At 66.2% G+C, this 23,253-nt stretch carries 19 protein-coding genes; 6 read left to right on the top strand and 13 right to left on the bottom strand.

What is annotated here, in order from left to right:
• Nucleotides 1–211 precede the first annotated feature (211 nt).
• The gene (locus tag ACTWPW_RS55790) at nt 212–1,831 is read right to left on the bottom strand and encodes a caspase, EACC1-associated type (protein ID WP_443173791.1); all 1,620 of its coding nucleotides are present in this window, start codon (nt 1,829–1,831) and stop codon (nt 212–214) included.
• 29 nt (nt 1,832–1,860) lie between these two features.
• Nucleotides 1,861–2,211: an effector-associated constant component EACC1 gene (locus ACTWPW_RS55785; RefSeq protein ID WP_443173790.1), complete on the bottom strand. Its 351-nt coding sequence runs from the start codon at nt 2,209–2,211 to the stop codon at nt 1,861–1,863.
• Between the two features lie 247 nt (nt 2,212–2,458).
• Here ACTWPW_RS55785 and ACTWPW_RS55780 point away from each other — a divergent pair, with 247 nt between their 5' ends.
• On the top strand, nt 2,459–3,760 hold the full coding sequence (locus ACTWPW_RS55780; RefSeq protein WP_443173789.1) for a hypothetical protein: 1,302 nt from the start codon (nt 2,459–2,461) through the stop codon (nt 3,758–3,760).
• A 322-nt stretch (nt 3,761–4,082) separates the two neighbouring features.
• On the opposite strand, the gene ACTWPW_RS55775 is transcribed toward ACTWPW_RS55780, so the two are convergent.
• The 3 genes from ACTWPW_RS55775 to ACTWPW_RS55765 all read right to left on the bottom strand — a co-directional run bounded on the left by ACTWPW_RS55775 (nt 4,083) and on the right by ACTWPW_RS55765 (nt 6,194).
• Nucleotides 4,083–5,165, bottom strand: coding sequence for a WD40 repeat domain-containing protein (locus ACTWPW_RS55775; RefSeq protein ID WP_443173788.1), 1,083 nt, complete (start codon nt 5,163–5,165; stop codon nt 4,083–4,085).
• 62 nt (nt 5,166–5,227) lie between these two features.
• Nucleotides 5,228–5,827, bottom strand: a complete 600-nt coding sequence (locus tag ACTWPW_RS55770) for an RNA polymerase sigma factor (RefSeq protein ID WP_443173787.1) — start codon at nt 5,825–5,827, stop codon at nt 5,228–5,230.
• A 109-nt stretch (nt 5,828–5,936) separates the two neighbouring features.
• Complete coding sequence (locus ACTWPW_RS55765) at nt 5,937–6,194, bottom strand: hypothetical protein (RefSeq protein ID WP_443173786.1); 258 nt, start codon at nt 6,192–6,194, stop codon at nt 5,937–5,939.
• 1,075 nt (nt 6,195–7,269) lie between these two features.
• On the opposite strand from ACTWPW_RS55765, the gene ACTWPW_RS55760 reads away from it, so the two are divergent.
• Together ACTWPW_RS55760 and ACTWPW_RS55755 are read left to right on the top strand one after the other, a co-directional pair.
• Nucleotides 7,270–7,545 carry a hypothetical protein gene (locus ACTWPW_RS55760; protein ID WP_443173785.1) on the top strand — a complete coding sequence of 92 codons (276 nt, stop codon included), beginning with the start codon at nt 7,270–7,272 and terminating at the stop codon, nt 7,543–7,545.
• A 335-nt stretch (nt 7,546–7,880) separates the two neighbouring features.
• Nucleotides 7,881–9,116 carry a serine hydrolase domain-containing protein gene (locus ACTWPW_RS55755; RefSeq protein ID WP_443173784.1) on the top strand — a complete coding sequence of 412 codons (1,236 nt, stop codon included), beginning with the start codon at nt 7,881–7,883 and terminating at the stop codon, nt 9,114–9,116.
• Between the two features lie 86 nt (nt 9,117–9,202).
• Here ACTWPW_RS55755 and ACTWPW_RS55750 read toward each other — a convergent pair whose 3' ends face one another.
• The 3 genes from ACTWPW_RS55750 to ACTWPW_RS55740 all read right to left on the bottom strand — a co-directional run bounded on the left by ACTWPW_RS55750 (nt 9,203) and on the right by ACTWPW_RS55740 (nt 11,875).
• Nucleotides 9,203–9,847 (bottom strand): TetR/AcrR family transcriptional regulator, encoded by a 645-nt coding sequence (locus ACTWPW_RS55750; protein WP_375113023.1) that lies wholly within the window; start codon nt 9,845–9,847, stop codon nt 9,203–9,205.
• Nucleotides 9,848–9,867: 20 nt separating this feature from the next.
• Complete coding sequence (locus tag ACTWPW_RS55745) at nt 9,868–10,518, bottom strand: hypothetical protein (RefSeq protein ID WP_443173783.1); 651 nt, start codon at nt 10,516–10,518, stop codon at nt 9,868–9,870.
• 229 nt (nt 10,519–10,747) lie between these two features.
• A complete protein-coding gene (locus tag ACTWPW_RS55740) occupies nt 10,748–11,875 on the bottom strand; it encodes an alkene reductase (RefSeq protein WP_443173782.1) in 1,128 nt (375 codons plus the stop codon).
• Between the two features lie 127 nt (nt 11,876–12,002).
• Between ACTWPW_RS55740 and ACTWPW_RS55735 the strand changes: the two genes are divergently transcribed.
• The 3 genes from ACTWPW_RS55735 to ACTWPW_RS55725 all read left to right on the top strand — a co-directional run bounded on the left by ACTWPW_RS55735 (nt 12,003) and on the right by ACTWPW_RS55725 (nt 16,818).
• Nucleotides 12,003–15,467, top strand: a complete 3,465-nt coding sequence (locus ACTWPW_RS55735) for a BTAD domain-containing putative transcriptional regulator (protein ID WP_443173781.1) — start codon at nt 12,003–12,005, stop codon at nt 15,465–15,467.
• A gap of 359 nt (nt 15,468–15,826) precedes the next feature.
• The gene (locus ACTWPW_RS55730; protein ID WP_443173780.1) at nt 15,827–16,153 is read left to right on the top strand and encodes a hypothetical protein; all 327 of its coding nucleotides are present in this window, start codon (nt 15,827–15,829) and stop codon (nt 16,151–16,153) included.
• A gap of 374 nt (nt 16,154–16,527) precedes the next feature.
• Nucleotides 16,528–16,818 (top strand): hypothetical protein, encoded by a 291-nt coding sequence (locus tag ACTWPW_RS55725; RefSeq protein ID WP_443173779.1) that lies wholly within the window; start codon nt 16,528–16,530, stop codon nt 16,816–16,818.
• Nucleotides 16,819–16,939: 121 nt separating this feature from the next.
• On the opposite strand, the gene ACTWPW_RS55720 is transcribed toward ACTWPW_RS55725, so the two are convergent.
• The 5 genes from ACTWPW_RS55720 to ACTWPW_RS55700 form a co-directional block, all read right to left on the bottom strand.
• Nucleotides 16,940–18,553, bottom strand: a complete 1,614-nt coding sequence (locus ACTWPW_RS55720) for a hypothetical protein (protein WP_443173778.1) — start codon at nt 18,551–18,553, stop codon at nt 16,940–16,942.
• Nucleotides 18,554–19,338: 785 nt separating this feature from the next.
• Nucleotides 19,339–20,486 (bottom strand): IS3 family transposase gene (locus tag ACTWPW_RS55715; RefSeq protein ID WP_443173793.1). Its coding sequence is split into 2 segments (ribosomal slippage): nt 19,339–20,252 and nt 20,252–20,486, totalling 1,149 coding nucleotides; the frame shifts between segments, so codons are not numbered across the junction.
• A 99-nt stretch (nt 20,487–20,585) separates the two neighbouring features.
• Entirely contained in the window at nt 20,586–21,143 is a 558-nt protein-coding gene (locus tag ACTWPW_RS55710; RefSeq protein WP_443173792.1) for a reverse transcriptase domain-containing protein, read from the bottom strand.
• Nucleotides 21,144–21,626: 483 nt separating this feature from the next.
• Complete coding sequence (locus ACTWPW_RS55705; RefSeq protein WP_443173777.1) at nt 21,627–22,166, bottom strand: transposase; 540 nt, start codon at nt 22,164–22,166, stop codon at nt 21,627–21,629.
• A gap of 83 nt (nt 22,167–22,249) precedes the next feature.
• Entirely contained in the window at nt 22,250–22,792 is a 543-nt protein-coding gene (locus ACTWPW_RS55700) for a winged helix-turn-helix domain-containing protein (RefSeq protein WP_443173776.1), read from the bottom strand.
• Nucleotides 22,793–23,253: the final 461 nt, after the last annotated feature.

Genomic DNA, 23,253 nt, shown 5'->3' with positions numbered 1-23,253 from the left:
CTGCTCCGGGTCCGTGGAACCCGGCGCCCCCGCAGCGTCATGCGACGGCCCGCCCCAACCGCGTCGGGGACATTACGGGCAAATCGCGGAGCCACTCACACAGCACCGCCCGCTGAAGAATCGAGGCTACCTGCTCCAATTCACACGCTTAAATTTCCGCATTGATTGACACGGTCCGGGAAGTAGAAACTCTCTCTATTTAGAGCTGCATTCAATTTCCCGTCGAGCCGCCGGACCCAAGAGTGTGATGCTGGCGATGATAGCGAAGATGGTCACGATCAACATCATGCTTCAGCACAAGCTTTCCGATTGTCTCGCCATCCGTCCGATCAATTACGCTGTAATCATCCTCAATAGTGATCGCCCCATATTTGAAAAGGTCTCGATGGTTGGGACACAGACAAAGCATGTTGTCTTTGCTATCAGGCCCCAAGTGAGGCTGCTCCCGCCCACGGATATGCACGGTAGCGGCAATGCGTAGGCCACCTGGCACTTCTAGCACGGTGCCGCATATCTGACATGCATGGTCGTACACTTGCTTTAGCTCCGTCGCCAGCAGCCTGTCCGCATAGACTCCTGGAGCGACCTCTTCCCTACGCCCAGGGGAAAGCTTGCGACTCAGACGGAGTGCCCCAGTCTTCTTAGGCGACCCGTCATCTATCTGCTCAAGTCGGAACTGGAGGACGGTAGGCCCATCGACGCTGCGTTTGGTCCAGTAATCGGCTACCGTGAAGATCCCGTCGTAACTATAACCAGCTGGCGGCGAGAATTCCTTGTCGCCCCCAGCACCACGAACGACCCGAACTGGCAGTCCAGTCATAATGCTCTTGATGAGAGCAGCATTGCCCGAGTCGTCTGCCGACTGGTCTTTGACCTGCACGCCAGTATTAGGATCACGCCCACCATGACCGGTGTAGATGATCACATCCCCGTAATCCTCATCGTCCTTGTAGCCGCCCGAAACGACGATGGACTCGGCGCCGCCCCGCTCAGCAGTGCCGCAGATGCCTGCCTGCAACGGTCGGTGCACACCCGCGTCGTGCAGAGCTCGACGGCTCTCGAAAATAGTCCCCGGTCGGATCCCCTCGATGACACCGTAGAACTCTTTTGTCGTGATCCGTTGCTGGCTTTTATGTGCACGATTACGCACCAAGGCGAGATGCGCCGCAAAGTTTGACTCGCGCTTCTGTGGGATAGGAAGACCCTTATCCCGCAGCGACTCGCGTGCATGTTGGAAAATTGCATCCAGCTCTAGGAACTCAGGCTGCTCTGGAATTCCTGCACTGATGAGATGTATGAGCTCGCCAGTGAAGGCTGTATAGGTGTCGAGACCGCCGAGCGCTGTCTTATTCTCGGCCGTCGCCGTCATCAAATATGTGCCGGCGACACGGGCATTGTTGGCGACACGCTCCGTACTATCTTCGGCACCCATTAGCCCTAGCGCAAGTCCACTGTAGCAACAGTCCAGGATTACAATTTTGCGCCGCGCGCGACTCGCTCGAAGCTCGTTTCGTACCGTGTCATAGGCCACCGCACTGTACATGCGGTCCTTATGCGAGTCTACTAGAGTGAGATACAGATCGCTCTCCACGGAATGCATCAATCCATGGCCAGCGAAGTACACGATAAGAGTGTCTTTTGCCTCTTCTCGAGCTTGCCACAGTGGATCCATCATCGCATCTACCGTGGTGGGATTATGGACAATCGCACAGTGCTCCGCCGGCAGTCCCCACAGGTCAGATCTCTGAAGGAGACCACTCAACGTCGTCAGGTTGTTTTCAACGGCAGGGAGAGACCCTAGATAGGTGTACTTACTCGTGCCAATCAGCACAGCACGCGAAGTTAAGGGATCAGGGAGATTCAATCGTTCTCCTCCAACGCCTTAAGAATCTGGACCACGAGTTCCGACTCCGCCTCAGATACTACGACGGTGGTCCCCCCACGTTCAATGGTCACCTGTGGGCGATGCCGCCGCGTTCCACGCCACTGCGATAGTGTCTCGATGAAGGCGGGCCATTGCAATGCGCTTGTCACGGCCAGAGCGATGAGATCGAGAGTGTCACCCATCTCACCGGGCTCCGGATCCTTAGACTGCAGGCGCACGTCCATATAGTCAAGAGCATCGAGGTCCCTCATCAGCCAATCGTAGAGCGACCGGAGCTCCTGCTCGGCAAAATCTCCGCTCATCCGAAGCTTCAGCGTTTCATCCACCACAATCCCCACCAATCCACGACGAATCTACATCCGGGATACTACCGGCACCAACCTCACATGAGCATGAAAACATGAAAAACGGGCACCTCGCGCAACCCGCCCGTCAGCCAGGTTGCATGACGGCGCCTTCGAGCGTCCACGACGCAGGCGCGGTGGCCTTAACATCCTCCAAACGCAACTACTTAAGGCTGTGACAAGGTTGTATTCTGGCGGGCTGGTCGACGCTAACGCTGCAGGTGACCCCGTGAACATGAAATCGTTGAGCGAGCTTCAAACGCCGGATGAGCGAACCCTACGCTTCACCCCGTATGGGCTCGGCATCGACTGGGCATTGACCCCTGAGGCTGCCGCGGAGTATCAGCAGGCCATCATGGCAGCTCGTACGCTCTCGCCGGTTGTCTCGGACGGCACCCGCCGATCCTTCGACATGCTGCGGGACTTGTACGTTCTGGGGATCTTCCGCTACGAGGTTTTCACCGCTGTGCACGACCGGGCTCTGTTCGTCATTGAACAAGCACTCCGGGACCGGTTCGTCGCCTTCCACAACGGCACCGTGACATTCGTCGACGCCAGTCATGCCCGCCATGTCGTGCCCGCTAGCCGCTATGAGCAAGTTGTCGAAGCGACCCATCGGAACCGCGGCTGGCGGCTGCAGGCCAACCCCGGACGGCGACCTATCCCGTTTGACGCGCATCTGCATGACCTGCGCGTCTGGGCGCGTCATGTCGGGCTGCTGCGAGGGCAACGCAACCGCAGCCTTGAGCACGCTTTGTGCACGCTCCGGAACACCGCCGCCCACCCCAACTGCTTCTACCTCCTAACCCCGGTCGAAGCAGCGCGCACAATCTCCGACGTCGCAGAGTTCATCAACCAGCTCTGGGGACAAGCGACGCCGGGCGGGCGCCTATATCCGGCGCCGATGGAGCGCGTCGTCACTGTCCTCAGCTGGGAGCGTGAGAACGTGGCGATCACGCCTGTGCAGTCGTTGCCTCTCCAGAATTGGGACTATGGGCCCGGTTGGCGGCACGCCGTGATCCGCTGTGTCCTCGACGACCCGGACCTAATGTTCTTGGACAGCCGCTACGAGTCAACGCGGTTTCCCTCAGAGGTGCTGTACGGGCCGGCAACCATGTCACGCACCCTTACGTGGCTTCGCAAGCATGCTCCCACCGACGACACGTGTGACATCCTCGACCGCACCTTCTTCGTGCGGGTGATCGGTAGGAGCGTGTACCGACCCATTAGCGATGAGAGGGCCCGGTCGCTGCCGCCAGCCGACCATGACGGCCACTGGTACAAGATCGTGGCTGATACCCCTGGCGACGCGCTCTCCCATGTTCAGCACTTGCAGACCACGGCGACGCCCAGCAGAACGGGCCGCCCTTGCTCCCGCTGCCCAGCTATGGCACTCGGCCATGGCCCGTATGCCCGCATCATCGGAACGATCACGTCGATGCGTTCCTCCCCCGTCGCCGTCGTCCGGACCCCATTGGCACTGCCGCATATGCTGCCCGTCCTTTCGGAGCGCGCTGACGGTGACGGATAGGGGACGTGTGCGGGATAATCTTGTGGAGGATGCACACTGCGCGTTGCGTTAGTGCAGCTCGGTCGACATGTCAGGGCCGTTATAGCCGCGCATTCCTACAGCGGTGTTCAATTGGTTAGGCATGACGATCGCGTAAGTTGGTGCCCCACCGGAGACACTGCACTCGCCCACCTTGCCGCCTGGCGGCTGCCCCTAGCCCTTGGACGGCGCCTTGCCGTGCAGGAGGTCCTCTATCACGCCGAAGGTACGGCTTGATGGAGGGCCTCGGATCTCGAATCCCCGCCTGCGCTAGGGGTTTCCAGATTAGGCTCTCCAAGTCGGGTCACGTGGTCGGTGGATGCATTGGTCGGGGTAGATCCCGCAACGACACGGTCCCCTTTCCTCCGATACTTGCCAGTCTGCGCCCATCCGGACTGAACGCCACCGAGATCACAGGGTCCGCGTACCCTGACACGACACCGATCTCCTTGCCGGCGTCCAGATCCCACAGTCTCACCGAATGCCCCTCACCAGCAGCCAACACCCGGCCATTCGAACTGAAGGACAGTGACGTCGTCGAAGCCGCGTACCTCGTCATGACATCGGTCTCCTTGCCGGCGTCCAGATCCCACAGTCTCACCGAATGCCCGTCACCGGTGGCCAACCGCCGGCCATCCGGACTGAACGCCACCGAGATCACAGGGTCCGCGTACCCTGACACGACACCGATCTCCTTGCCGGCGTCCAGATCCCACAGTCTCACCGAATGCCCCTCACCGGTGGCCAACACCCGGCCATTCGAACTGAAGGACAGTGACGTCACCAGATCCGCGTAGTCCGTCAAGGTAGCGATCTGGCTCCAGCTGCTCACGTCCCACAACCGCACGCTCTGTCGCCCTCCCGCCGCAAGGATTCGCCCGTCAGGGCTAAATGCCAAGGCGTAAATCCTGCCGGTCACGCTGAGCGGCTGGCCGACCTGCCGCCCGGTGCCCGCGTCCCAGGTCATCAGCTCGACGTTCTCGTCCTCGGTACCGACATGGCGCCTATTCTTGGTTACCGCAGTGGCCAGGAGCGTCCCTTCCTGGTTGAAGGTCGCCACATATCCCTTTCTGAGAGGATCCGCCGCTAGTTGCACTTCTCGGTGAATACCTCCCGCCTCGGTCACCGTCGTATGACCGTCGCGCTCCTGCTCGATGTCAGCTGCGATGAGCGAGCCGATCGCCGAAAAGAGGAAAGCGCAGACTGCTGCCAAGAGGCCCGTCCACGGAGGCAGGAGCTCCCGCAATCGACCCCGCCTTGCCCGCGAGGGCGTCTCCAAGGGATCCGGATCTCCGAATATCCGCCTCTTCTGATCCTTCAGTTCCTTATCGGAGATCTCATCGACAACGTCGCTGATTTCGTTGACGAAGTTCAGGTAGTCCGTCACTGGGTCCTGTTGAGCCGGTGAGAACGGCTCCTCCGGAGTCCCGAGCGCATGGCCGTTGGCACTCACTGGGCGTCCCCCTTTCTAGCCTGAAACGCCGTGTCGATGGCGCGCGAATCCGCTTGTCGATCGAGTTCTTGTAGCTGCCTCAGTCGCTCACGAGCGAACTGAAGGTTCTTGCGAACGGTGGCCGGGCGCTTGTCGAGATCCTCGGCAATCTCCGAGGAGGTCAGCCCTTCCACGTACAAGCTCATGGCTTCGCGTTGCGCCGGCGGCAAGCGGTCGAGCAGTTGCTCAACCCACTGCCGGTTCTCCCAGACGGTCATCAGACGGTCCCAGTCACCTCCTTCTGCCGAGGGTGAATTGATCTTCCGAGCCAGCTCGACTTGTCTCCTGTCGCGCTTGTGCCACTTGATGACGCAATTGAGGACCGCAGTGGCGGCATAGGACTTGTGATTGAGAATCTTGTCCCATCGCCGCAGCATATCGATCATGATCTCGTGGACGGCGTCCTCTGCCTCCTCACGTGACGCACCATGTTGCATCGCCACCTTCATCAAGAGACGCCAGTTCTTGCTGTAGAACTGTTCGGCCGATTTCCGGACGGTCGGGCTTGCTTCATGTGAGGTTTTGGGCTCGACCACGCCCTCGTTCTGCTGTGCCACTGCCGACCTCCGTTGTCCGAGCTCCGTTGCTCGCCCTCACGGTGATGTGGTCCCTCATAGGTGCCTGGCGTGAAAGACGGGAAGCTAGATCTTTCTGCACGGGTCCTCATCACTTCTTCATCGCGATCAGTAGGGCGATGAGCAGTGCCGTCAATCCGGCGGTAACGGTGATTGCCACGGAAGAGGTGGTGACGTACACTCCGCCGAGAGAGGCTGCCACGCCGTTGAAGAGAACAAGCAGGCTACACACGTCCAAGGAGCCGCGGCCTCCTTTCCCGGGATCGGGAAGCGGGTCCGGCACGTCCTCGTACCTGGGGGGCGTGACTTCATCGGGCTCGGGTTGTGGCGGTGTGTCCTGCGAATCCATGCTGAGTTCTCCAACCCTCGACGGTGTGTCACAAATGAGGTCCCTGTGACTACTTGTCCGTGAAAGCCGGTGTGGCCCTCCCGGGCAAAATGTCAGCCGACTAGGGAGGGCGGTCGAAGAAGCCGCGGAAGACACGTCGGCCAGGCCCTCACCGTGGAGCCCGTCGGTGAGCTGGCCGCGGTTGAGGGAAGGGCACCTCCTGCAGTAGTTCAGCGACAATGACATTGGGCTGCGGGTGACACGAGCCCAGGGCCCGCCGTTCTGCGCCGGAGCCACCTGTTCAGGCAGCCGAGCGGCTCAAGGCGGAGCAGCAAGCCCGAGTGACGCGAATGCACGTCACAGACGAGCTCTGCCGCGACCCGAATCCGATGGGGACATCTGCGGGATGATCTACATTGCAACCTACGGCTTAGAGCGAGTTTCCGCAGGTCAACCTGAATAAGTCGACTGGACTGGCCCCTCTCTCCTAAAGCGGGTGCCGCAGGTTCGAATCCTGCCGGGGGCACTTCGGCTACATAGGCATTCTCAGCCCCTGACCTGCGGTTTCTCAGCCGCAGGTTTTTGGCTTTGCGCCCTTGGTAGGCAGCTGACGGTGCCCCCATGCAGCCGCAAGACCATGATCAGGGGATATAAGGGAGATGTTCTTTACGGCGTTTTCCCAGTTCACGCCTTACTTCCCCGCCATCCCGGCCCTCGGTACCCACCGCAACCACCCCGGACATTGGACGAACACCATGGGCGATCGTGCCACATAGGTGCGTAACCCCACTGCGGTTGCACGCTCACCCGCTGAGTACACGTCCCCTCTCCACGGACGGCCATGGGCCGCCGAAGCCCAGCAGGCTGCGGCCAGTCCATACGAGGGGCGGGTGGAGGTCGGTCTGTTGGTGCTGCCCTGCTGGTCCGGGAGCCGGAGCTCGCCGTCGGACCAGTGTTGCCGTCCGACCGGTGTTGCCGTCCGACCGGTGTTGCCGTCGGAGCCGGCGGTGCTCGGCGTGCCTGCAGACGACCCGCGGCGCGCCGCGCCAGCGTCGGCTACGGCGAGATCGCACATAAAGGGTTCTTCGCCAACGACATGTCCGGCTGCTGGATCAGCCATCGCCTGCCGGTGCCCGGCCGTGAGGCCGTCTGCCTGCCAGGCTTCCACGAGATCCTCGCCCACGTCACCTCAGGCCACGGGTCGCCCTCGCCGGCCGCCCAGATGCCGGACCTCTGCCCGCCTCCCGACATAGCCTTCATCCCCGTGGAGGGCGGCGCCACGTTCGACTACATCGTGGCCTGGCGCACCGACCGGCTCAGGACCATCGCCGGGGTCTCTCCCCACCACGTCACACCGCCGGCTGGCGGTTGAGGACGGGCCGACCGCCTACCGGGGGCCAGGATCTCGGGGAGAGCAGGGGCGCGAGCAGCAACCGCCGGTCAGTGGCGATAGCGAGTCAGGACAAACGTCCCGCGTGTAGAGCCGCCCCTTTCCGCCGCCCCTTTCCGCCGCCCCTTTTCCGCCGCCCTTGACTGGCCGACTCGGGCGGGCGAGCGGACTCGGACCGCGGCGTTGCATCCCGGAGACCCCGCGGGGTGAAGCCAGTGGTGCAGCCGCTCGCTACGCCTGCCGGTCCGCTTCGACGAAGACCATGACATCCGTAAGCTATGTGACTCAAGTATCGGATGTGAGCTTAAGGGGCGTATGTGACCGGCCTTTCCCGCAGAACTCTTCTCGCGGCGGCGCCGACGGCGCTGATCGCCGGGCGACCGGCGCAGGCGGCGCCACCCGCCCCTGTCGTACGGGTGACGGGAACCGCGCCGACGCAACTGGCGGGGTACGACAACCTGCTCAAGAAGTTCGTGCTGGATCGCCAGATCAGGGCGGCGCAGCTGGCCATCATGAAGAACGGCAAGATCCTGCTCGCGCGCGGCTACTGCTACGACGACTACTCCAGGGTTCCGTCCGTCCCATCGCCGACGTCGTTGTTCCGGATCGCCAGCCTGAGCAAGAACATCACCTCGGCCGCCGTCATGCGCCTGGTGCAGGACGGCAAGCTGAGCCTGTCGGCCAAGGTCACCCAGTTGCTCGGCCTCACCCCGGCCGACGCCCGGATGGAGCAGGTCACCGTGCTCCGCCTCATGCAGCACCTCGGCGGCTGGGATCGCGACGTCTCCAAGGACCAGCTCTGGCTGGACCACACCATCTCGGCCGCGCTCGACGTGCCGCTGCCGATCGGGCACGACGACATCATCCGGTACGCCACCGCCCGCCCGCTCGACCACGCCCCAGGCACCAAGATGGTCTACAGCAACTACGGGTACCTGCTGCTCGGCCGGATCATCGAGAAGGTCTCGGGCCAGCCCTACGAGACGTACATCACGACCAAGCTGCTCCAGCCGCTCGGCATCACCCGCATGAGGCTCGGCGAGAGCCTCAGGAGCGAGGCCGCGGCCGGAGAGGTCAGGTATGAGTCGCAGTACACGAACAAGACCGTGCTGGACACCTCCGGAACCACCGTCCCGTACCCCTACGGCGGCTTCAACATGCCCAACCAGGACGCCAACGGCGGCTGGCTGGCCTCCGCCGTGGACCTGGTCCGCTGGACCCTCGCCTTCGACCGGCCGGGCACCGTGCTGAGCTCGGCCTCGATCGCCACGCTGGTGGCCAAGCCGGAGATCGGCGTCAACGAGTACGGCTCCTGGTACGGCGGCGGCTGGTGGTGCCGCCAGGTCACCGGCCACCTCAACACCTGGCACAACGGCTCGATGCCGGGCACGTTCGCCTACCTCGCGCGGCTGCAGAACGGGTTCAGCTACGCCCTGCTGTTCAACCGGCGCGAGGAGAGCGGGTCGCTCGACTACGACGGGATCGACGACGACATGAACAAGGTGACCGTGTCCTCCTGGCCCACCACCGACCTGACCTCGAAGTACTTCTGAGCTGCGCGATCGCTCCCCCGGACCCGGACTCTGCACGGACGTCCCGGCCACCGCTGGAGGTACCGAGAAGGCGAGCGCCTCAGTGCCTAGCGGTGGTTCGGCGGCGTGTTCAGGAGTTCGCGGGCCAGCGCTTCGCCCCACCATCGCTCGACGCGGTCCGGCGGCCAGCCGCGTTCGGCGGTGAGCGTGGTGTAGACGTCGATGCTGCACAGGCCCGCGTAGATGTCGGCGGCGGCCGGCACGTCGAGGCCGGGGCGGAGGGTGCCGTCCTGCCACGAGGAGAACACCGCCACGCGGGTCTCGTCGGCGCGGGCGCGGCTTTCGCGGTAGAGGGTGGCCAGTTCCGGCTCCGTACGGGCGGCTTCGCGCAGGGGCACGATGACGTCCCCGGCGTGTTCGAACAATCGCCGGTCGAAGGCCGCCATCACGGCGAGCTGCCGCTCGGGCGTCGCTTCCGGTGCCTCCAGCTCGGCGAGTTGCCGGGAGGGGTCGGCGGACAGGCCGGCGGCGTCCGCAAGTGCCCTGGTCAGGCCGGCCTTGTTGCCGTACACCGAGTACACCGTCGGCACGGAGACTCCCGCCTCGCGGGCGACGTCGCGTACGGTCGTCGCCGTCCAGCCCCGGGCGACAAAAAGCCGGCGCGCGGCCTGGGCGATGTCGGCGCGAGTCTCCATCGCCTGGGCCGTACGGCGGATCGAGTCGTAGCGGCGCCGGGCCCCCTCTGCGCTCATGATGTGTAGCGTAGGGCAAGCTAGCGCAGCAGCAGGGTGACGCTGTAGGCGACGATCCAGGAGATCCAGCCCAGCCACCCGATCAGCCCGGCCAGTCCGAGGCGGTTGCCGCCCTCGACGTTGTACGGGGCGGCGAGCGAAGACACGACAAGCAGCGCGGCGCTGAGATATCCCAGGTACGCCTGCCAGAGGGGGACGAGACCACCACTGACCCCGGCCACGGTGAAGCCGAGCAGCGCCATGGCCAGGAATGTCTGGTTGAGCCCGAACAGCACGTTGCTCATCCCCCACAGCCCCGCCATCGAGCCGCGTCCATGGCGGGCGGCGGTGGCCATGCCGAACCGGAGCGCCTCGACGCAGGCGAACGTCGCGTTCTGCAGCAGCACGCCGGCGAAGCCCACCAGCGCCCACGCCGTCTGATCGGCGTTTCCGCGCCACAGCACCGACAGCAGCCCGGCCGCGAAGAGCGTCAGGCACAGCCACGTCACCGGTACGAGCACCGACGGCTTCTTCAGCGCGTCCGCGATCCCGTCGAACGAGTCGGTGGCCGCGTCCAGGCCCTTGCCCGAAGTCGGCAGCGGGAGGCCGGAGCGGAGGTAGAGGACATTGACCACGATTCCCACGAGCACGAACCCGATCCCGCCCAGCCCTGCCAGAGCGATGAACTCCATGGCGGCGCTCCTCTGATTTGAGTTGACGCTACTTATAATGAATATATAGCACCTCAATCGCACCGGCGTCGTCCGCGTTCGGCACGATGTCCGGGTCTGTGGGCTGGTTCTGTGGGCTGGTTCTGTGGGCTGGTTCTGTGGGCTGGTTCTGTGGGCTGGTTCTGTGGGCTGGTCTGTGGGCTGGGGTGGAAGACCTGGTAGCGGCCGTACTGAAGATCACGGCAGGAGCTCAGACCGCGACCGGAGCGCGCTCCTCCCGGGCGGCGGCCAGCGCCGGGTAGTCGGTGTAGCCGAGCTCGCCACCCCCGTACCAGTGCTCCACGCGCACCGGGTTGAGCGGTGCGCCGCGGCGGAACCGTTCGACCAGGTCGGGGTTGGCCAGGAAGGCGCGGCCGAGCGAGATCAGGTCGGCGCCCGCCGCGAGCAGCCGCTCGCCCGCGTGCCGACCGCCGTCGGCGGGGAACGGGGTCGGCCAGGGCAGCGACGGGTTGGCGATCAATGCCGCCCGCCAATCGGCGCGGATGCGGCGGAACAGGGGCTGGGCGGGGTCGGCGAACACCACGTGCAGGTAGGCCAGGCCCTTGTTCGCCAGCGCGCCGACGAGCGCGGGATAGACGTGCTCGATGTCGTGCTCGCGCATGGCGTTGGCCGTGACACCGGGTGCGATGCGCAGGCCCACCCGGTCGGGACCGATCGCGTCGGCGACGGCCTCGACCACCTCGACCGCGAAGCGGATGCGCCCGGCCACCGAGCCGCCGTAGGCGTCGCCGCGCCTGTTGATGACGTCCGAGAGGAACTGGTGGATGAGGTAACCGTTGGCGCCGTGCACCTCCACCCCCTCGAACCCGGCGTCGATGGCCCGCCGGGCGGCGGCGGCGAAGTCGTCCACGGTGGATCGGATCTCCGCGACGGTCATCTCGCGGGGCACGACCCCCGGCCTGGGTCCGCCGGGCGTGTGGATCGAGTCGGGGAACACCACCGGCGAGGGCGCGACCGGCGTCAGCCCGCTGGTGTCCGGGTGGCCGATCCGGCCGCCGTGCTGCAACTGCAGGAACATAGTGCCGCCCGCGGCGCGCACCGCGCCGGTCACGCGCCGCCAGCCGGCCACGTGCCCGTCGTGGTAGATGGCGGGAATGTCGGGATAGGTCTGCCCGACCGCGTTCGGCGTGGTGGCCTCGGCGATGATCAACCCGGCGGACGCGCGCTGGGCGTAGTACGTCGCCATGATCGGCGCGGGGACGCCGTCGGCCGACGCGCGGTTACGCGTCAGCGGCGCCATCACCAGCCGGTTGGGGAGGTGGAGAGAGCCGAGCCTGGCGGGTTCGAACAGGCGGGAGGTCAACGCTGAGCCGGTCATGGTCTTGTTCCGATCTCTCTATGTGGTGGGACTGGGTTCGACTGTGCTCCTGAGCGCTTCGGAGTGGCTGATGGTCCGCTGATGGCCGCTGACGGTCTGCCGGCCGGCGCTGTGTACGGTGACCACTGTGTGGTTCGGAGTGCTTGGTCCGCTGAGGGTGCGGGACGACGAGGGCCGGCCGGTCAAGGTTCTCGAAGTCAAGGTCAGGGCGCTGCTCGCCGATCTGCTCGTACACGAGGGGCGGCCGGTCGCCGCCGATCGGCTCATCGACGACCTGTGGGGGGCGCGGCCGCCGGGCAACCCCGCCAACGCCTTGCAGGCCAAGGTCTCCCAGCTACGCCGGGTTGTCGGGCGCGACCGGGTGGCCTACCAGGCGCCGGGCTACCTGCTGCGCCTCGGTCCGGCCGACGAGGTGGACGCGGACCGGTTCCTGGCCCTGGTGGCCGGGGCCCGCTCCGCCGACCCGGTGGCGCGGGCCGCGCTGCTCACCGAGGCGCTCGAACTGTGGCGCGGTCCGGCGTACGCAGACTTCGCCGACGAGGAGTTCGCCCGCGCGGCGGCGCACCGTCTGGCCGAGCAGCGCCTCGCCGTCGTGGAGGAGCAGGCCGAGGCCCGCCTGGCCGCGGGTGACCACCTCTTGCTCACCGGAGAACTCGCCGCTCTGGTAGCCCGCCATCCGCTGCGTGAACGGCTGCGCGCCGTTCAGCTCCGGGCCCTCTACCTGGCCGGTCGCCAGGGCGAGGCGCTGGCGTCGTACGAGGAGTTGCGGCACCGGCTGGCGGACGAGCTCGGCGTCGACCCCAGCCCGGAGCTGGCCGCGCTCCACCAGGCGATTCTGCGCCAGGACGCGTCGCTCGGCCCGCCTCCTGCGGTTCCAGATCGCCTTCTGTCGAATCTTCCCGCCCAGCTCACCGCTCTGGTCGGGCGCGGGCCTGCTCTGGAGGAGGTTGACCGGCTTCTCGGCGGCGCCCGCCTTGTCACGTTGATCGGGCCGGGCGGGGTGGGCAAGACGCGGGTCGCGGTGGAGGCCGCGACCCGAATCGCGGCACTGGAGGACTCGTCGCGGGGTACGCGCTTCCCGGATGGGGTGTGGCTGGTCGAGCTCGCCGACCAGCGCGGGGGCGTGGCCGACCTCGCGCAGGCGGTCGCGGCCACGCTCGGCCTGAGAGGCGACGTCCCGGCCGGCCCGCCGCACCCCGACCACGTTCCGACCAGCCCACCGCACCCCGACCACGTTCCGACCAGCCCACCGCGCCCCGACCACGTCCCGGCCGGTACGCCGGGCCCCGGAACGGCCAGGGCGCCCGCCGACCGGCTGGCCGCCGCCCTGCGCGAGCGCCGGATACTGCTCGTGCTCGACAACTGCGAACAGGTCGTCGAGCCGGCCGCCGAGCTCGTGGATCTGCTGCTGCGCGCGGCGCCGGGGGCGAACGTCCTGGCCACCAGCCGGGAGCCGCTCGGCCTGGCGGGCGAGACCGTGTACCTGGTCGAGCCGCTCCAACCGGCCGACGCGATCCGGCTGTTCACCGAGCGGGCTTCCGCATCCGCCCCGGGCTTCGTCCCCGACGGCGAGAGCCGCGAAGCGGTGGCCGAGATCTGCTACCGCCTCGACGGTATCCCGCTCGCGCTCGAACTGGCGGCGACCCGGGTGCGGGGCCTGGGAGTGCGGGAGCTTGCGGCGCGGCTCGAGAACCGGTTCCGGGTGCTCACGGCCGGACAGCGGGCCGCCCCGGCACGGCAGCAGACCCTGCGGGCGGTGATCGACTGGAGCTGGGAGCTGCTCAGCGAGCCGGAGCGGATGGTGCTGCGCCGCCTGGCCGTGTTCGCCGGCGGTTGCACGCTGGACGCGGCCGAGGCGGTGTGCGCAGGGGCCGGAGTGGCCCGCGATGAGATCCCCGACCTGGTGACGCGCCTGGTCGACCGATCCTTGGTCGTCATGGCCGGCAGCCCGGCGGGGCCGCGTTATCGGCTGCTCGAATCGGTGGCCGCGTACGCGAGGGAGCGGCTGCGCGAGGCGGACGAACTCGCCGGCGTCCGCGAGCGGCATCTGCACCACTACCTGGAGCTCGCCGAACAGGCCGAGCCCCAGCTCCGTGGCCCGCGGCAGCAGGCGTGGCTCGGCCGCCTCGACGCCGAAGCCGCCAACTTCCGGTCGGCGCTCCAGGAAGCCGTCTCCCCGGATACAGCCGTCCTTCCGAGCGCGGCTGCCCTGGGAGACGGGGCTGGCGTGGGAGACGGGGCTGCCATGAGGGACGGGGCTGGCGTGGGAGATGGGGCTGGCGTGGGAGATGGGGCTGCCGAGGGGGATGGGGCTGCCGTCACAGGCGGCGCTGCTCGCCACCCCGACGCGGCCGTCCGGCTGGCCACCGCCCTCTGCTGGTGGTGGCTGCTGCGCGGCCGGCTGAGCGAGGGCCGCCGCACCCTGTCGGCGGTGCTCACCGTCGCCCCTGAAGCCGCCGCGCTGCGCGTGCTGGAAGGCGCGTTCACGCTGCTGACCGGCGACCGCTCCCGCCCGAAGCTGCCGCCCCACGATGGGATCGCCGATCCGGTACGGCGGGGCCGGGCGTTGTGGTTGCACGCGTACGGCCTCTTTCACGCCGGACTCCCGGACGCCGGCGAGGAGGTCAACGCCCGGGCGCAGGCCCTCCTGACCTCCGACGACTGGGGCACCGCGGCCGTACTCGGGCTGCGGGCCATGAACGCACTGGCTCATGGCGACCTCGACACCGTCACCCGCGACGGCCTGCGCAGCGCCGCGCTCTTCCACGAGCTCGGGGACCGCTGGGGCGAGTTGCAGACCGTGTCACCGCTGTCCACGCTCGCCGAGATCAAGGGCGACTACATCGAGGCGGCCCGCCGCCAGAGCGAAGGGCTGCGCATCGCCGAGGAGCTCGAGTTGGCGGCGGAGATCGCCGCCCGCCTGTCCGGGCTGGGTCGGCTGGCGCTGCTCTCCCATGACTGGGATCACGCCCGTGAGCTGCACGAACAGGCCCTGCGGCGGGCCGTGGACCAGGGGTACGTCTACGGCGAGGTGCACGCGGTCATGGGGCTCGCCCTCGGGGCCCGCCGGTCCGGTGACCTCGGCGCGGCGGAGACGTACCTGGCCCGGCTCCGCGACGAGCTCGTGTCCTCGGCGGCCGGCGAGCACCTGCTGCTGGTCGAGCTGGGTTTCACCGCCGAGCTGCGCGGGGACGCGGCGCGAGCCGCGGACAGTCAGCTGCGCGGGCTGGAGGTCGCCCGTTCGATCGGGGAGCCGCGGGCCGTAGCCCTGTCCCTCGAAGGATTGGCGGGCGCGGCGGCACTGTCCGGGGACGCGGATCGAGCCGAGAGCGCGACGCTGCTGCTCGGCGCGGCGGACGCGGCACGGCGAAGCGTGGGCGCGCCGCTGCCGCCCGCCGAACGTGGTGACGTGGATCGGATCATGGCGGTGACGAGAGCCGTCCTGGGTGAGGCCGCGCACGCCGAGGCGTTCCTGCGTGGCACGGAACTGACCCCGCAGGAGGCCGCGGACCTCGCCCGTACTGTGCTGGCCGACGCGTCCTGCACGTCCTGCACGTCTTGCACGTCCTGCACGTCCTGCACGTCCTGGTGAAGGTAGCACCGGCACATCACGCCGACCATGCGCGACAGTTCTGTCGCGAAGAACCTCGTCCGGGGGACGACAAGGAGGGACTGACGCTGACCCACACCACCGCAGACGTCATCGTCTCCGGCCGCAACAACCTGCGCATCGCACAGCTCTATCCGAAGAATCGAGCCCGTGCGTCAACCTTCACCCGCCTCGGACCCGGGGACGCGGGGACGCGGGGAACTGGCGGACGCCTGCCTCGTCGAGACCTTGCGCACACGGACGAACAAGCCATTGACCTCGGCCTATCCGTTCTTCTCCGCACCTGATGCCGTGGCCCCAGTGGGACGACATCGCGAAACTCCTCAGTCAGCTCGCCACGCATGAAGCATCGGGAACGCGGTGACGGCAGCGGGCTGAGGAATGCGTTCGACGTCGGCTGCGGTCGCGTGAAAGGGACGGCGGAGGGAAGATCTCGCAACGTTCGCGGAGAGGTACGGGCCTGTGCTGGCACGGTCGGGGAGTGGATCCGGGTCGTGGTGCCCCACCGCTCCGGGCGCGGCGGCTATTTCGGGCAGCCCGAACAGCGGCAGCGTCTGCAGCGCGGCATCCGGGCCGACGATCCGGCGTCTCCTCCGTGCGCCTTCCATCCCGAACCGGGTGGTCTGCTGGTGTGGGGCGAGTCGCGCGGAAGCGAGTACAACTTCTGAGACACCTCGGTGTCCGCCGATCCGGACGACTGGCCGACCAGGGTCTTCGTCCAGCATCGGCCGGACGAGCAGTGGCAGCTGGTGGACGCTCCCATGACAGAGGTGCTCGCCGCGCGAGTGAGCGACGGCCTGGACCGGGGTGAGGCCCTGCCCGCGGTGTCGCCTCTCTATGCCTGGGCGTTCACCCCGCTCGTACTGGAGGACGTACCGCAGAAGGACATCTTCCCGAGAGCGCGGCTCAAGCTCGAGGTCGCCGGGCAGGTGGCGCAGGTCGAGGCGGCCGCCGAGGTGCCGGCGGACTATGCCGCGCCGGTCGGCGATTACGGCGTCGGAAAGCCGGCCGGCGTGCTGCGGCTCCTCGGTCCTGGTCCTGGGTGCCGGAGGGCTTCGACCTGGATGCCGAGCAGGCCGCGGTGGGCGCGCGGTTGCGTGCTCGGCGGGTCGCGGGGGAACGGGTGGTATTGTCGCCGATCGCGCCCGCGCCGGGTGGGCTGCGGTTGTGGGGGATGTTCGACTGCGGTGAGACGTGCTGGTGGCTTCCTGTCAGCGGCGAGCCGGCCGAGTGGCCGGTGGTCCTGGTCGACGTGAACGGTCTGGGGTGGCAGCCGTACGGCACCTCGGAGTTTCTCGACCGGTGGCTGGACGCACGCTCACCGAGCTGGTGATCGCCGACCTGACGAGCAGGCTGGGCCGGCCGCTCACCGCGCTGGATCCGTCAGATGACAGGCCCATGATGTGGTCTTGAGGGCGGGACTGTCCGGCCACGGGACACACCCCTGGCTCTGGCTACAGCTGGATGATGTTGTAGTGGTCGAGGCGGTCGACGGTCAGTTTCAGCTTGCCGTGCCGGCAGGAGAATGCCGGCGACTTCGACTGCGGGAAATCTGGCGAGACCAGCGAGACGCGACGCGGGCAGGAGCCGAGGTCAGCCTCCACAGTGAACCCTGACTGGGGTGTGATGCCCTGGTCGTAGTTGTGGTTGACGAGGTGGAGGGAGCGCTTTCCGGTGCCACGCTGCACGAGCAGGCTCGCCGCGATGTGGGCCGCGCTGACCCATACCGCATGGGGGCTGATCACGTTGTCGCTGAAGATCGCGCGACGATCCTTGTAGAAGCGGGTGTAGGTCTTGAAGAAGTCCATCATGCCGAGATCCGTGGCGGTGGGGCTGCCGACTGTGTCCTTCAGGTGGAAGGCGGGGAAGATGCCGTTCGCGTACGCCTCGGCACCGAAGATCTGCCAGTAGTCCTTCTTCTCCTGCAGCGGCAGGTTGAGGTAGTTGGTCATCATGTCGTTCGGCCAGTCGATGAACACGACGACAGGCACGTGGCCCGCGATCCGGGCGCTCTGCTCCTTCAGGTAGCGGTACTGCGACTGGAGCGACTTGGCGCCGTTGAGGTGGCCCTCTACCACCGGCACGTAGTCGGCGCCCCGGAAGTCGGGTGTCTGCTCGTCCGGGTTCCACGGGTACATGCCGACGCTGTTGAAGTCCACATAGGGCCACAGCCCGTTCGAGGAGATGAGGACGTTGCGGTGCCGGGTGCGCCAGGAATACGCCCGCGTCTTGTCGACCAGCTCCTTCCAGTACCGGCGAATGTATGTGGCGGTGAACGACGTGTCCTCGGCGTACATTCGGTTGGCGACCACCCTGCCCCACTCGCGGGCGAGTGGGTTCACCGCGTTCAGGGGGTCGCGGTTCCAGCCGCCGGCCCGCAGGTAAGCACGGTAGTTGAAGTTGGCCGCCAGGTCGCCGGCCGGCACGTCGCGACGGGGGATGTTGTCGTCGGTCATACCGAAGCGCGATTTCCAGTCTGCGGCGGTGAAGGCCGGATACTTCTCCAAGAGGTACCGGTTGAAGTCGGCGATCGCGTAGTCGTCGAAGCCCTCGTTGCCGTTGAAACCGTATTTCGACCCGCCGCTGAATCCGGCGTTGATCTCGTCGAAGTTGAGCCCGTCGACTCCGCCGTCCACCTGGATGCGTGCCCAGGACAGGAGGTACTCGCGGTACTTGGGATTGAAGATGTTGCCCCGCCGCGCCGGCTCCGGAAAACCGAATTCGTCATGGGGTACCGGATTGCCGTCCGCGTCGCGGGTTGACATGTCGTCGAAGATCTCGGCAGTGGCGAAGTCCTTCGGGAAGATCACGCTCGCCGTACCGCTGCCCATGAAGGCGATGCCTTTGGCGTGATAGCGGTCGATCTGTGTGAAGTTGTAGTCAGCCGCCTCGTCCCCCGCTGTGGACCACTTCCCGATCGCGCGGATGGTGGTGTCCGGGTCGAGTTCGTAGACCTGCGGGTCCTCCTCGTGCACGTCCGACTGGCTGAACCCGTACACGACGAAGTCCCCGACGGCACCTGCGGCCGGTGCCGGCTGTCCCCACGCCACGAGCGCCACCGCCACCATGCCCGCTGACCAGCGCAGTACCCCAGATCGCCGTGGCATCATGTCCCCCTGGGAGCTGCGGCGCTGCTACATCGGCAGATGTTTTGGAAGCGTATGTCCGGGTCCTCGATATGGGAAGTGCTCTGTCCGACTCGTCCGAAGGGTCCAGCCCAGGCAACGGTCGGGTCGGTCCTGGTCATCACGGTGCGGACCGCTTGGCGGTGCGTACGCCGACTCAGCGTCAGCTGACATTCCTGGAGCGCGGCGCCGACATGACACAGCCGAGCAATGCGCTCGAAGCGCTGGAACTGTGTGGTGCGGCTGATCACCCTCCGCCAACACGAGAGCGCTCCCCGCCATCCGGCGAAGATGGTGACTGATCTGAACGGTGTCGCGTTCGGCAACAACAGCTCCCCGCAGAAGAGCGTCTGTTCCGAGCCGGGCAGGTAAGCGTGCGCGACGTGAGCCGCTGGCGCCTGGACCATCCGCTACCGCCCGATGTTCCACAACGCCAAAGCCACCGCTGGCTGAGCCAACTGCAGCAGCACTACCTTGGTGGAGACACCAGCATTCGGTAAGCGGGAACGCCTTGCCGGGCTCCGGCCCCGGAGGGCCTTATGGCCAGCCCAAATAGCAGCCAAGTGGCTAGTGATGCGAACTGCTTATCGAGCAACAAACGTACGTCGAGAGACAGTGAGCTCTTTCCATCGTGACGGCACTGGTCGGGTTGGGTCTGCGGGAAGCAGTGTGGAGCGCCCCGGGAATGTTGGAGGCTACGATTCCTGTGAACTTGCGAATGACGTAGCTTATTCCTGCGCCTTATAGAAGGCTTCCTCATACTCCTTCGGCGGAATATTACCACAGAATGAGTGGAGCCTTGTCTCGTTGTACCAGGCAACCCATTCCATAGTTTCCAGCATCACGTCGGTGACACCTTGCCAGCCGCCGCGAAAGTCGCGGATCTCTTTCTTGTACAGACTGTTCAGCGATTCGGCGGCAGCGTTGTCGTAAGAATCGCCTTTACTGCCGACCGAGCGCACCGCGCCGATATTCGCCAGACGCTCACCATAGCAGATCGACGTATATTGCACACCCCGATCAGAATGATGAACCAGATCGCCGTCCAGGCTCTCACGCCGCGACCATATCGCCATTTCGAGCGCCGATAACGCCAGGTCGGCCCGGAGATTATCGGCGACCTCCCAACCGACAATCATCCGCGAATATAAATCCATGACGAACGCCGTGTAAACCCACCCCGAACCGGTCGGCACGTACGTGAGGTCGGCCACCCAGCGACGGTTCGGCGCCGGCGCAGCGAAGTCCCGCTCCAGCAGGTCGGCGGGCCGCTCCCCGCCAGACGGCAGCGTCGTGCGGGGCCGCTTACGGCGCGCGCACGCCCCCTCGATACCTAATTCGCGCATCAGTCGCTCGACGGTGCACCGCGCCACCATGATTCCCTGACGATTCAGTTCACGCCAGACTTTGCGCGCCCCGTACACCTTCCTGCCCGGATTTTCCCATACGCGCATGATCTCGACTTTCAATTCCTCATCGCGCCGCGCCCGAGCCGACGGCTCGCGCTCGCGTCGCTTGGCCTCGTGGTAGGTGGACGGGGGAAATTCCAGGACCGCGCAGATCGGTTCGACTCCGAACCGATCCCGATGCAGGTCAATGAACTCGATTAGCGCGGCAGTCTCGGGTCGAGTTCCCGGGCGAAAAACGCGGATGCCGCCTTCAGAATCTCGTTCGCCCGGCGCAGCTCACGATTCTCCCGCTCCAATTCCGCGATCCGCTGCGCGTCGCTCGATGTGGTGCCCGAACGCCTTCCCTCATCTATTTCCGCCTGCCGGACCCATGAGCGCAGCGCCTCGCGATGCACGCCGAGCCGGTCGGCCACCCGGGCGATCGCCCCGGCCTTGCCACCGGTCTCCTCACGCAGGTCGAACACCATCTTGACGGCGCGATCACGCAGCTCTTGGGGATACTTCCTCGGTGCGGGCACGACTCCCAGCCTTCCAGTCTTGGGAGCCTCCAACCAAACCGGGGCAGCTCACAGGAGCTTCAGCAGGGACTGGTCGCAGATGCGTTCCTCGATCGCTCGCATCAACTCCTGATGCGGAATCGCCGAGAAACATTCAGCGGTATCCGTCTCGACCACCCACCTGCGCCCCTTCGCCTGCTCATCCACGAGCACTTGCAGGGCGTCGTGCGTCGACCGCCGCGGGCGGAACCCGAAAGAGCAGTCGAGCATGTCCGCCTCAAAGACCGGTTCGAACACGATCTTTACAGCAGCCTGCACGACCCGATCCCGGACCGCCGGGATCGACAACGGCCGATACTCGTCCCTGACTCCCTGCTTGGGAATCAGCACCCGGCGAGCGGGCAACGGACGGTATCGCCCTTCCCGGAGTTCGGCGGCCAGTTCATCGAGCAGCCGGGCAACCCCGTACTCCTCGACCTGGCCCAGGGTGGTCTTGTCGATGCCGGGTGCGCCGTTGTTCGCGCGCACCATGACCCACGCGCGCGCCAGGACGTCTCTGCGATAGACCTTGTCCATCAGCGCGTGGAACCTGCGTCCGGGATCAGCCTTGGCCGCCCGGTAGAGCACATGCTGCAAGGCCCGGACCGGATCACGCGGACGTGATCCCGAAGCGGTGGGACTAGCCGAAACGGCACTCACCGGGCCTCCTCCTCGAAGACACTGTGCATCGACGAAGTAGTGGCCCTTCCCTCACCGCCGGTTGTGTTGTCCGATCGGCTCAAGCAGTACTACGGCCACCTTCGACGCCCACCCGGCTCACCATCCATTTCCCGAGATCATCGGTTATAGGGCGCGCCACTCCAATGACATGATTCCGCAGGTCACCGGGCCGGGGAGGGCCTCCCCAGTTCCCGCCGCCACTATCGATGCGTTCCGCGCCCCATACGCCGGGGAGTCCTTGACGGCTGCAAATCCAGGATCTTCACCGCGTCCATGGCCTTCGCCCCGATTCCGAGAGGCTCGGCACTCCCTCGTCCCACCCCGAAGGCAGGCTGAGTAACCACGCCGCAGGCTTCGCTTCATGCTACGGACCGCACCGTCGCTCCCCCATCAGGGCCATTGACGCTGGGCTTCGACCCCGCCCGTTTCCAGACGGAACCGCCAGCCTGCTACACCGGTTGAATTCGTAGGGTCGGTCATGGTTTTGTCGGGTTGTCGAGGGTGAGGCCGGTCTGGGCCAGGCAGCCGGTGAGTAGTGTGGGGCCGGTACTGGATCTTCTTCAGCTTGCGTTTGATGATCCGCGCCAGGCCGGCCAGATCGGTGACGGCGAAGTGGGTCAGGGAGCGGGGGAGTAGCGACCAGACGCCCTCGGCCGGGTTCAGTTCGGGTGCGTAGGTGGGGAGCTGGACGATGCGCAGCCAGTCGGTGTGCTCGGCGGCGAAGTCGGCCAACTGTCCGGCCAGGTGCACGTTCAAGTTGTCCCAGCACCACACCAACGGTGCGCCGAGCTGCTGGTGGGTGGCCACGATCAGGTCCCGGTAGTCGATCCAGGAGAACGTCTTGGGCTCGCCCTTGCGGCCGTGGTAGACGTGCAGCTTGTAGAACAGGTGCGGCCGCTCGCCGTCCCGGAAGCAAACGACGCCGGCCATGTTGATCCGGCCGGAACCTCAGCCGCGTACCGTCACCACCGGCCGGGCCCCGACCGGCGCCCAGGTGCGTCCCTTCGGCGGCCTCAGTCCCTGCCCGGCCTCGTCTTCGAAGCAGAGATAGGCACCCAGGTCCGCCGCGGTGGCTTTGCCGCCGGCCACACCTCGGCCTTCCACAACGCGATGGCCTCCTCGTCCCGCTCCAGAGCACGCCGGGCCGGCACCTGCACCGACCAGCCGTGGCGACGCAGCAGCTTGCCCACCCCCTCGACGGTGTAGCCGATGTGGAACAGCCGCCCGATCAGCGTCTTGACCCGGCCCAAGGTCCAGCACTGATCCTCGACATAGCCCCAGGCCAGCGGCCCACGCTTGAGCTCGGCATCCAGCCGCGCCCACTGCCGGGCCGACAACTTCTCCACCGAGACCGGCCCCTTGGACAGCAGGGCCGGCGTGCCGCCCTCCCGCCAGGCCGTCCGCCAGCGCGTCACCGACCGCTCATGCACCCGTAACCGCACCGCGATCGCCCTGGTCGACTCCCCGGCCTCAAACCACTCGGCCGCCTGCAGCCGCACACGTTCCCGCCGCTCCTGCTCAGCGGGCGTGTACCCACCCCTCTGCCCATACCGCATGCTCCGGTCGTACCTCACCCGAAGCCATCCGTCACGAGTCTAAGACTCTACGCATTCAATCTGTGTATCGGGCCTCCTGGCAGCTACCCGGACCGGACTTCCACCGGCAAGCGACGACGAGCTTACGAACAACAAGATCCACCGCTACATCACAGCTTCACCTCCTGCTCTGCTGGGCGCACGAAAAAGCTTCAGTGACGGCGGTGCCAGAAGCGGAACTTGCCGGACCGTTGTGCACGTAGCACTATTCGGTCATGGTGCTACAAGCTCCCGTGTTCGCCGCATTGATCACAGCGGCCGTCGCTGTGCTGCTTGGCACCGTGAGCACCGTCATTAGCCTCAGCTATTCAGCCGGGGCGGTAGCTGTGCTCTAGAACATGAGAAAAGGTGCCCCTGAACTGCAAGGATTCGGGTGTCGAAGCCATATCCGCTGCAGAAGCAGGTGCACCTTTCTGGTGAGT

This window comes from Nonomuraea sp. KM90 (assembly GCF_052246675.1).
GTDB lineage: Bacteria > Actinomycetota > Actinomycetes > Streptosporangiales > Streptosporangiaceae > Nonomuraea.
The sequence above is the reverse complement of the archived record's forward strand: the minus strand, read 5'-3'. Positions and strand labels throughout refer to the sequence as shown.

Bases quoted from the DNA above. Each gene is read 5' to 3' on its own strand.
- ACTWPW_RS55745 (WP_443173783.1), bottom strand. From the start codon at position 10,518: ATGGAGTTCATCGCTCTGGCAGGGCTGGGCGGGATCGGGTTCGTGCTC.
- ACTWPW_RS55730 (WP_443173780.1), top strand. From the start codon at position 15,827: ATGAAGCATCGGGAACGCGGTGACGGCAGCGGGCTGAGGAATGCGTTC.
- ACTWPW_RS55750 (WP_375113023.1), bottom strand. From the start codon at position 9,847: ATGAGCGCAGAGGGGGCCCGGCGCCGCTACGACTCGATCCGCCGTACG.
- ACTWPW_RS55720 (WP_443173778.1), bottom strand. From the start codon at position 18,553: ATGGTGGCGGTGGCGCTCGTGGCGTGGGGACAGCCGGCACCGGCCGCA.
- ACTWPW_RS55760 (WP_443173785.1), top strand. From the start codon at position 7,270: ATGTCCGGCTGCTGGATCAGCCATCGCCTGCCGGTGCCCGGCCGTGAG.
- ACTWPW_RS55765 (WP_443173786.1), bottom strand. From the start codon at position 6,194: ATGGATTCGCAGGACACACCGCCACAACCCGAGCCCGATGAAGTCACG.
- ACTWPW_RS55705 (WP_443173777.1), bottom strand. From the start codon at position 22,166: ATGGCCGGCGTCGTTTGCTTCCGGGACGGCGAGCGGCCGCACCTGTTC.
- ACTWPW_RS55700 (WP_443173776.1), bottom strand. From the start codon at position 22,792: ATGCGGTATGGGCAGAGGGGTGGGTACACGCCCGCTGAGCAGGAGCGG.
- ACTWPW_RS55740 (WP_443173782.1), bottom strand. From the start codon at position 11,875: ATGACCGGCTCAGCGTTGACCTCCCGCCTGTTCGAACCCGCCAGGCTC.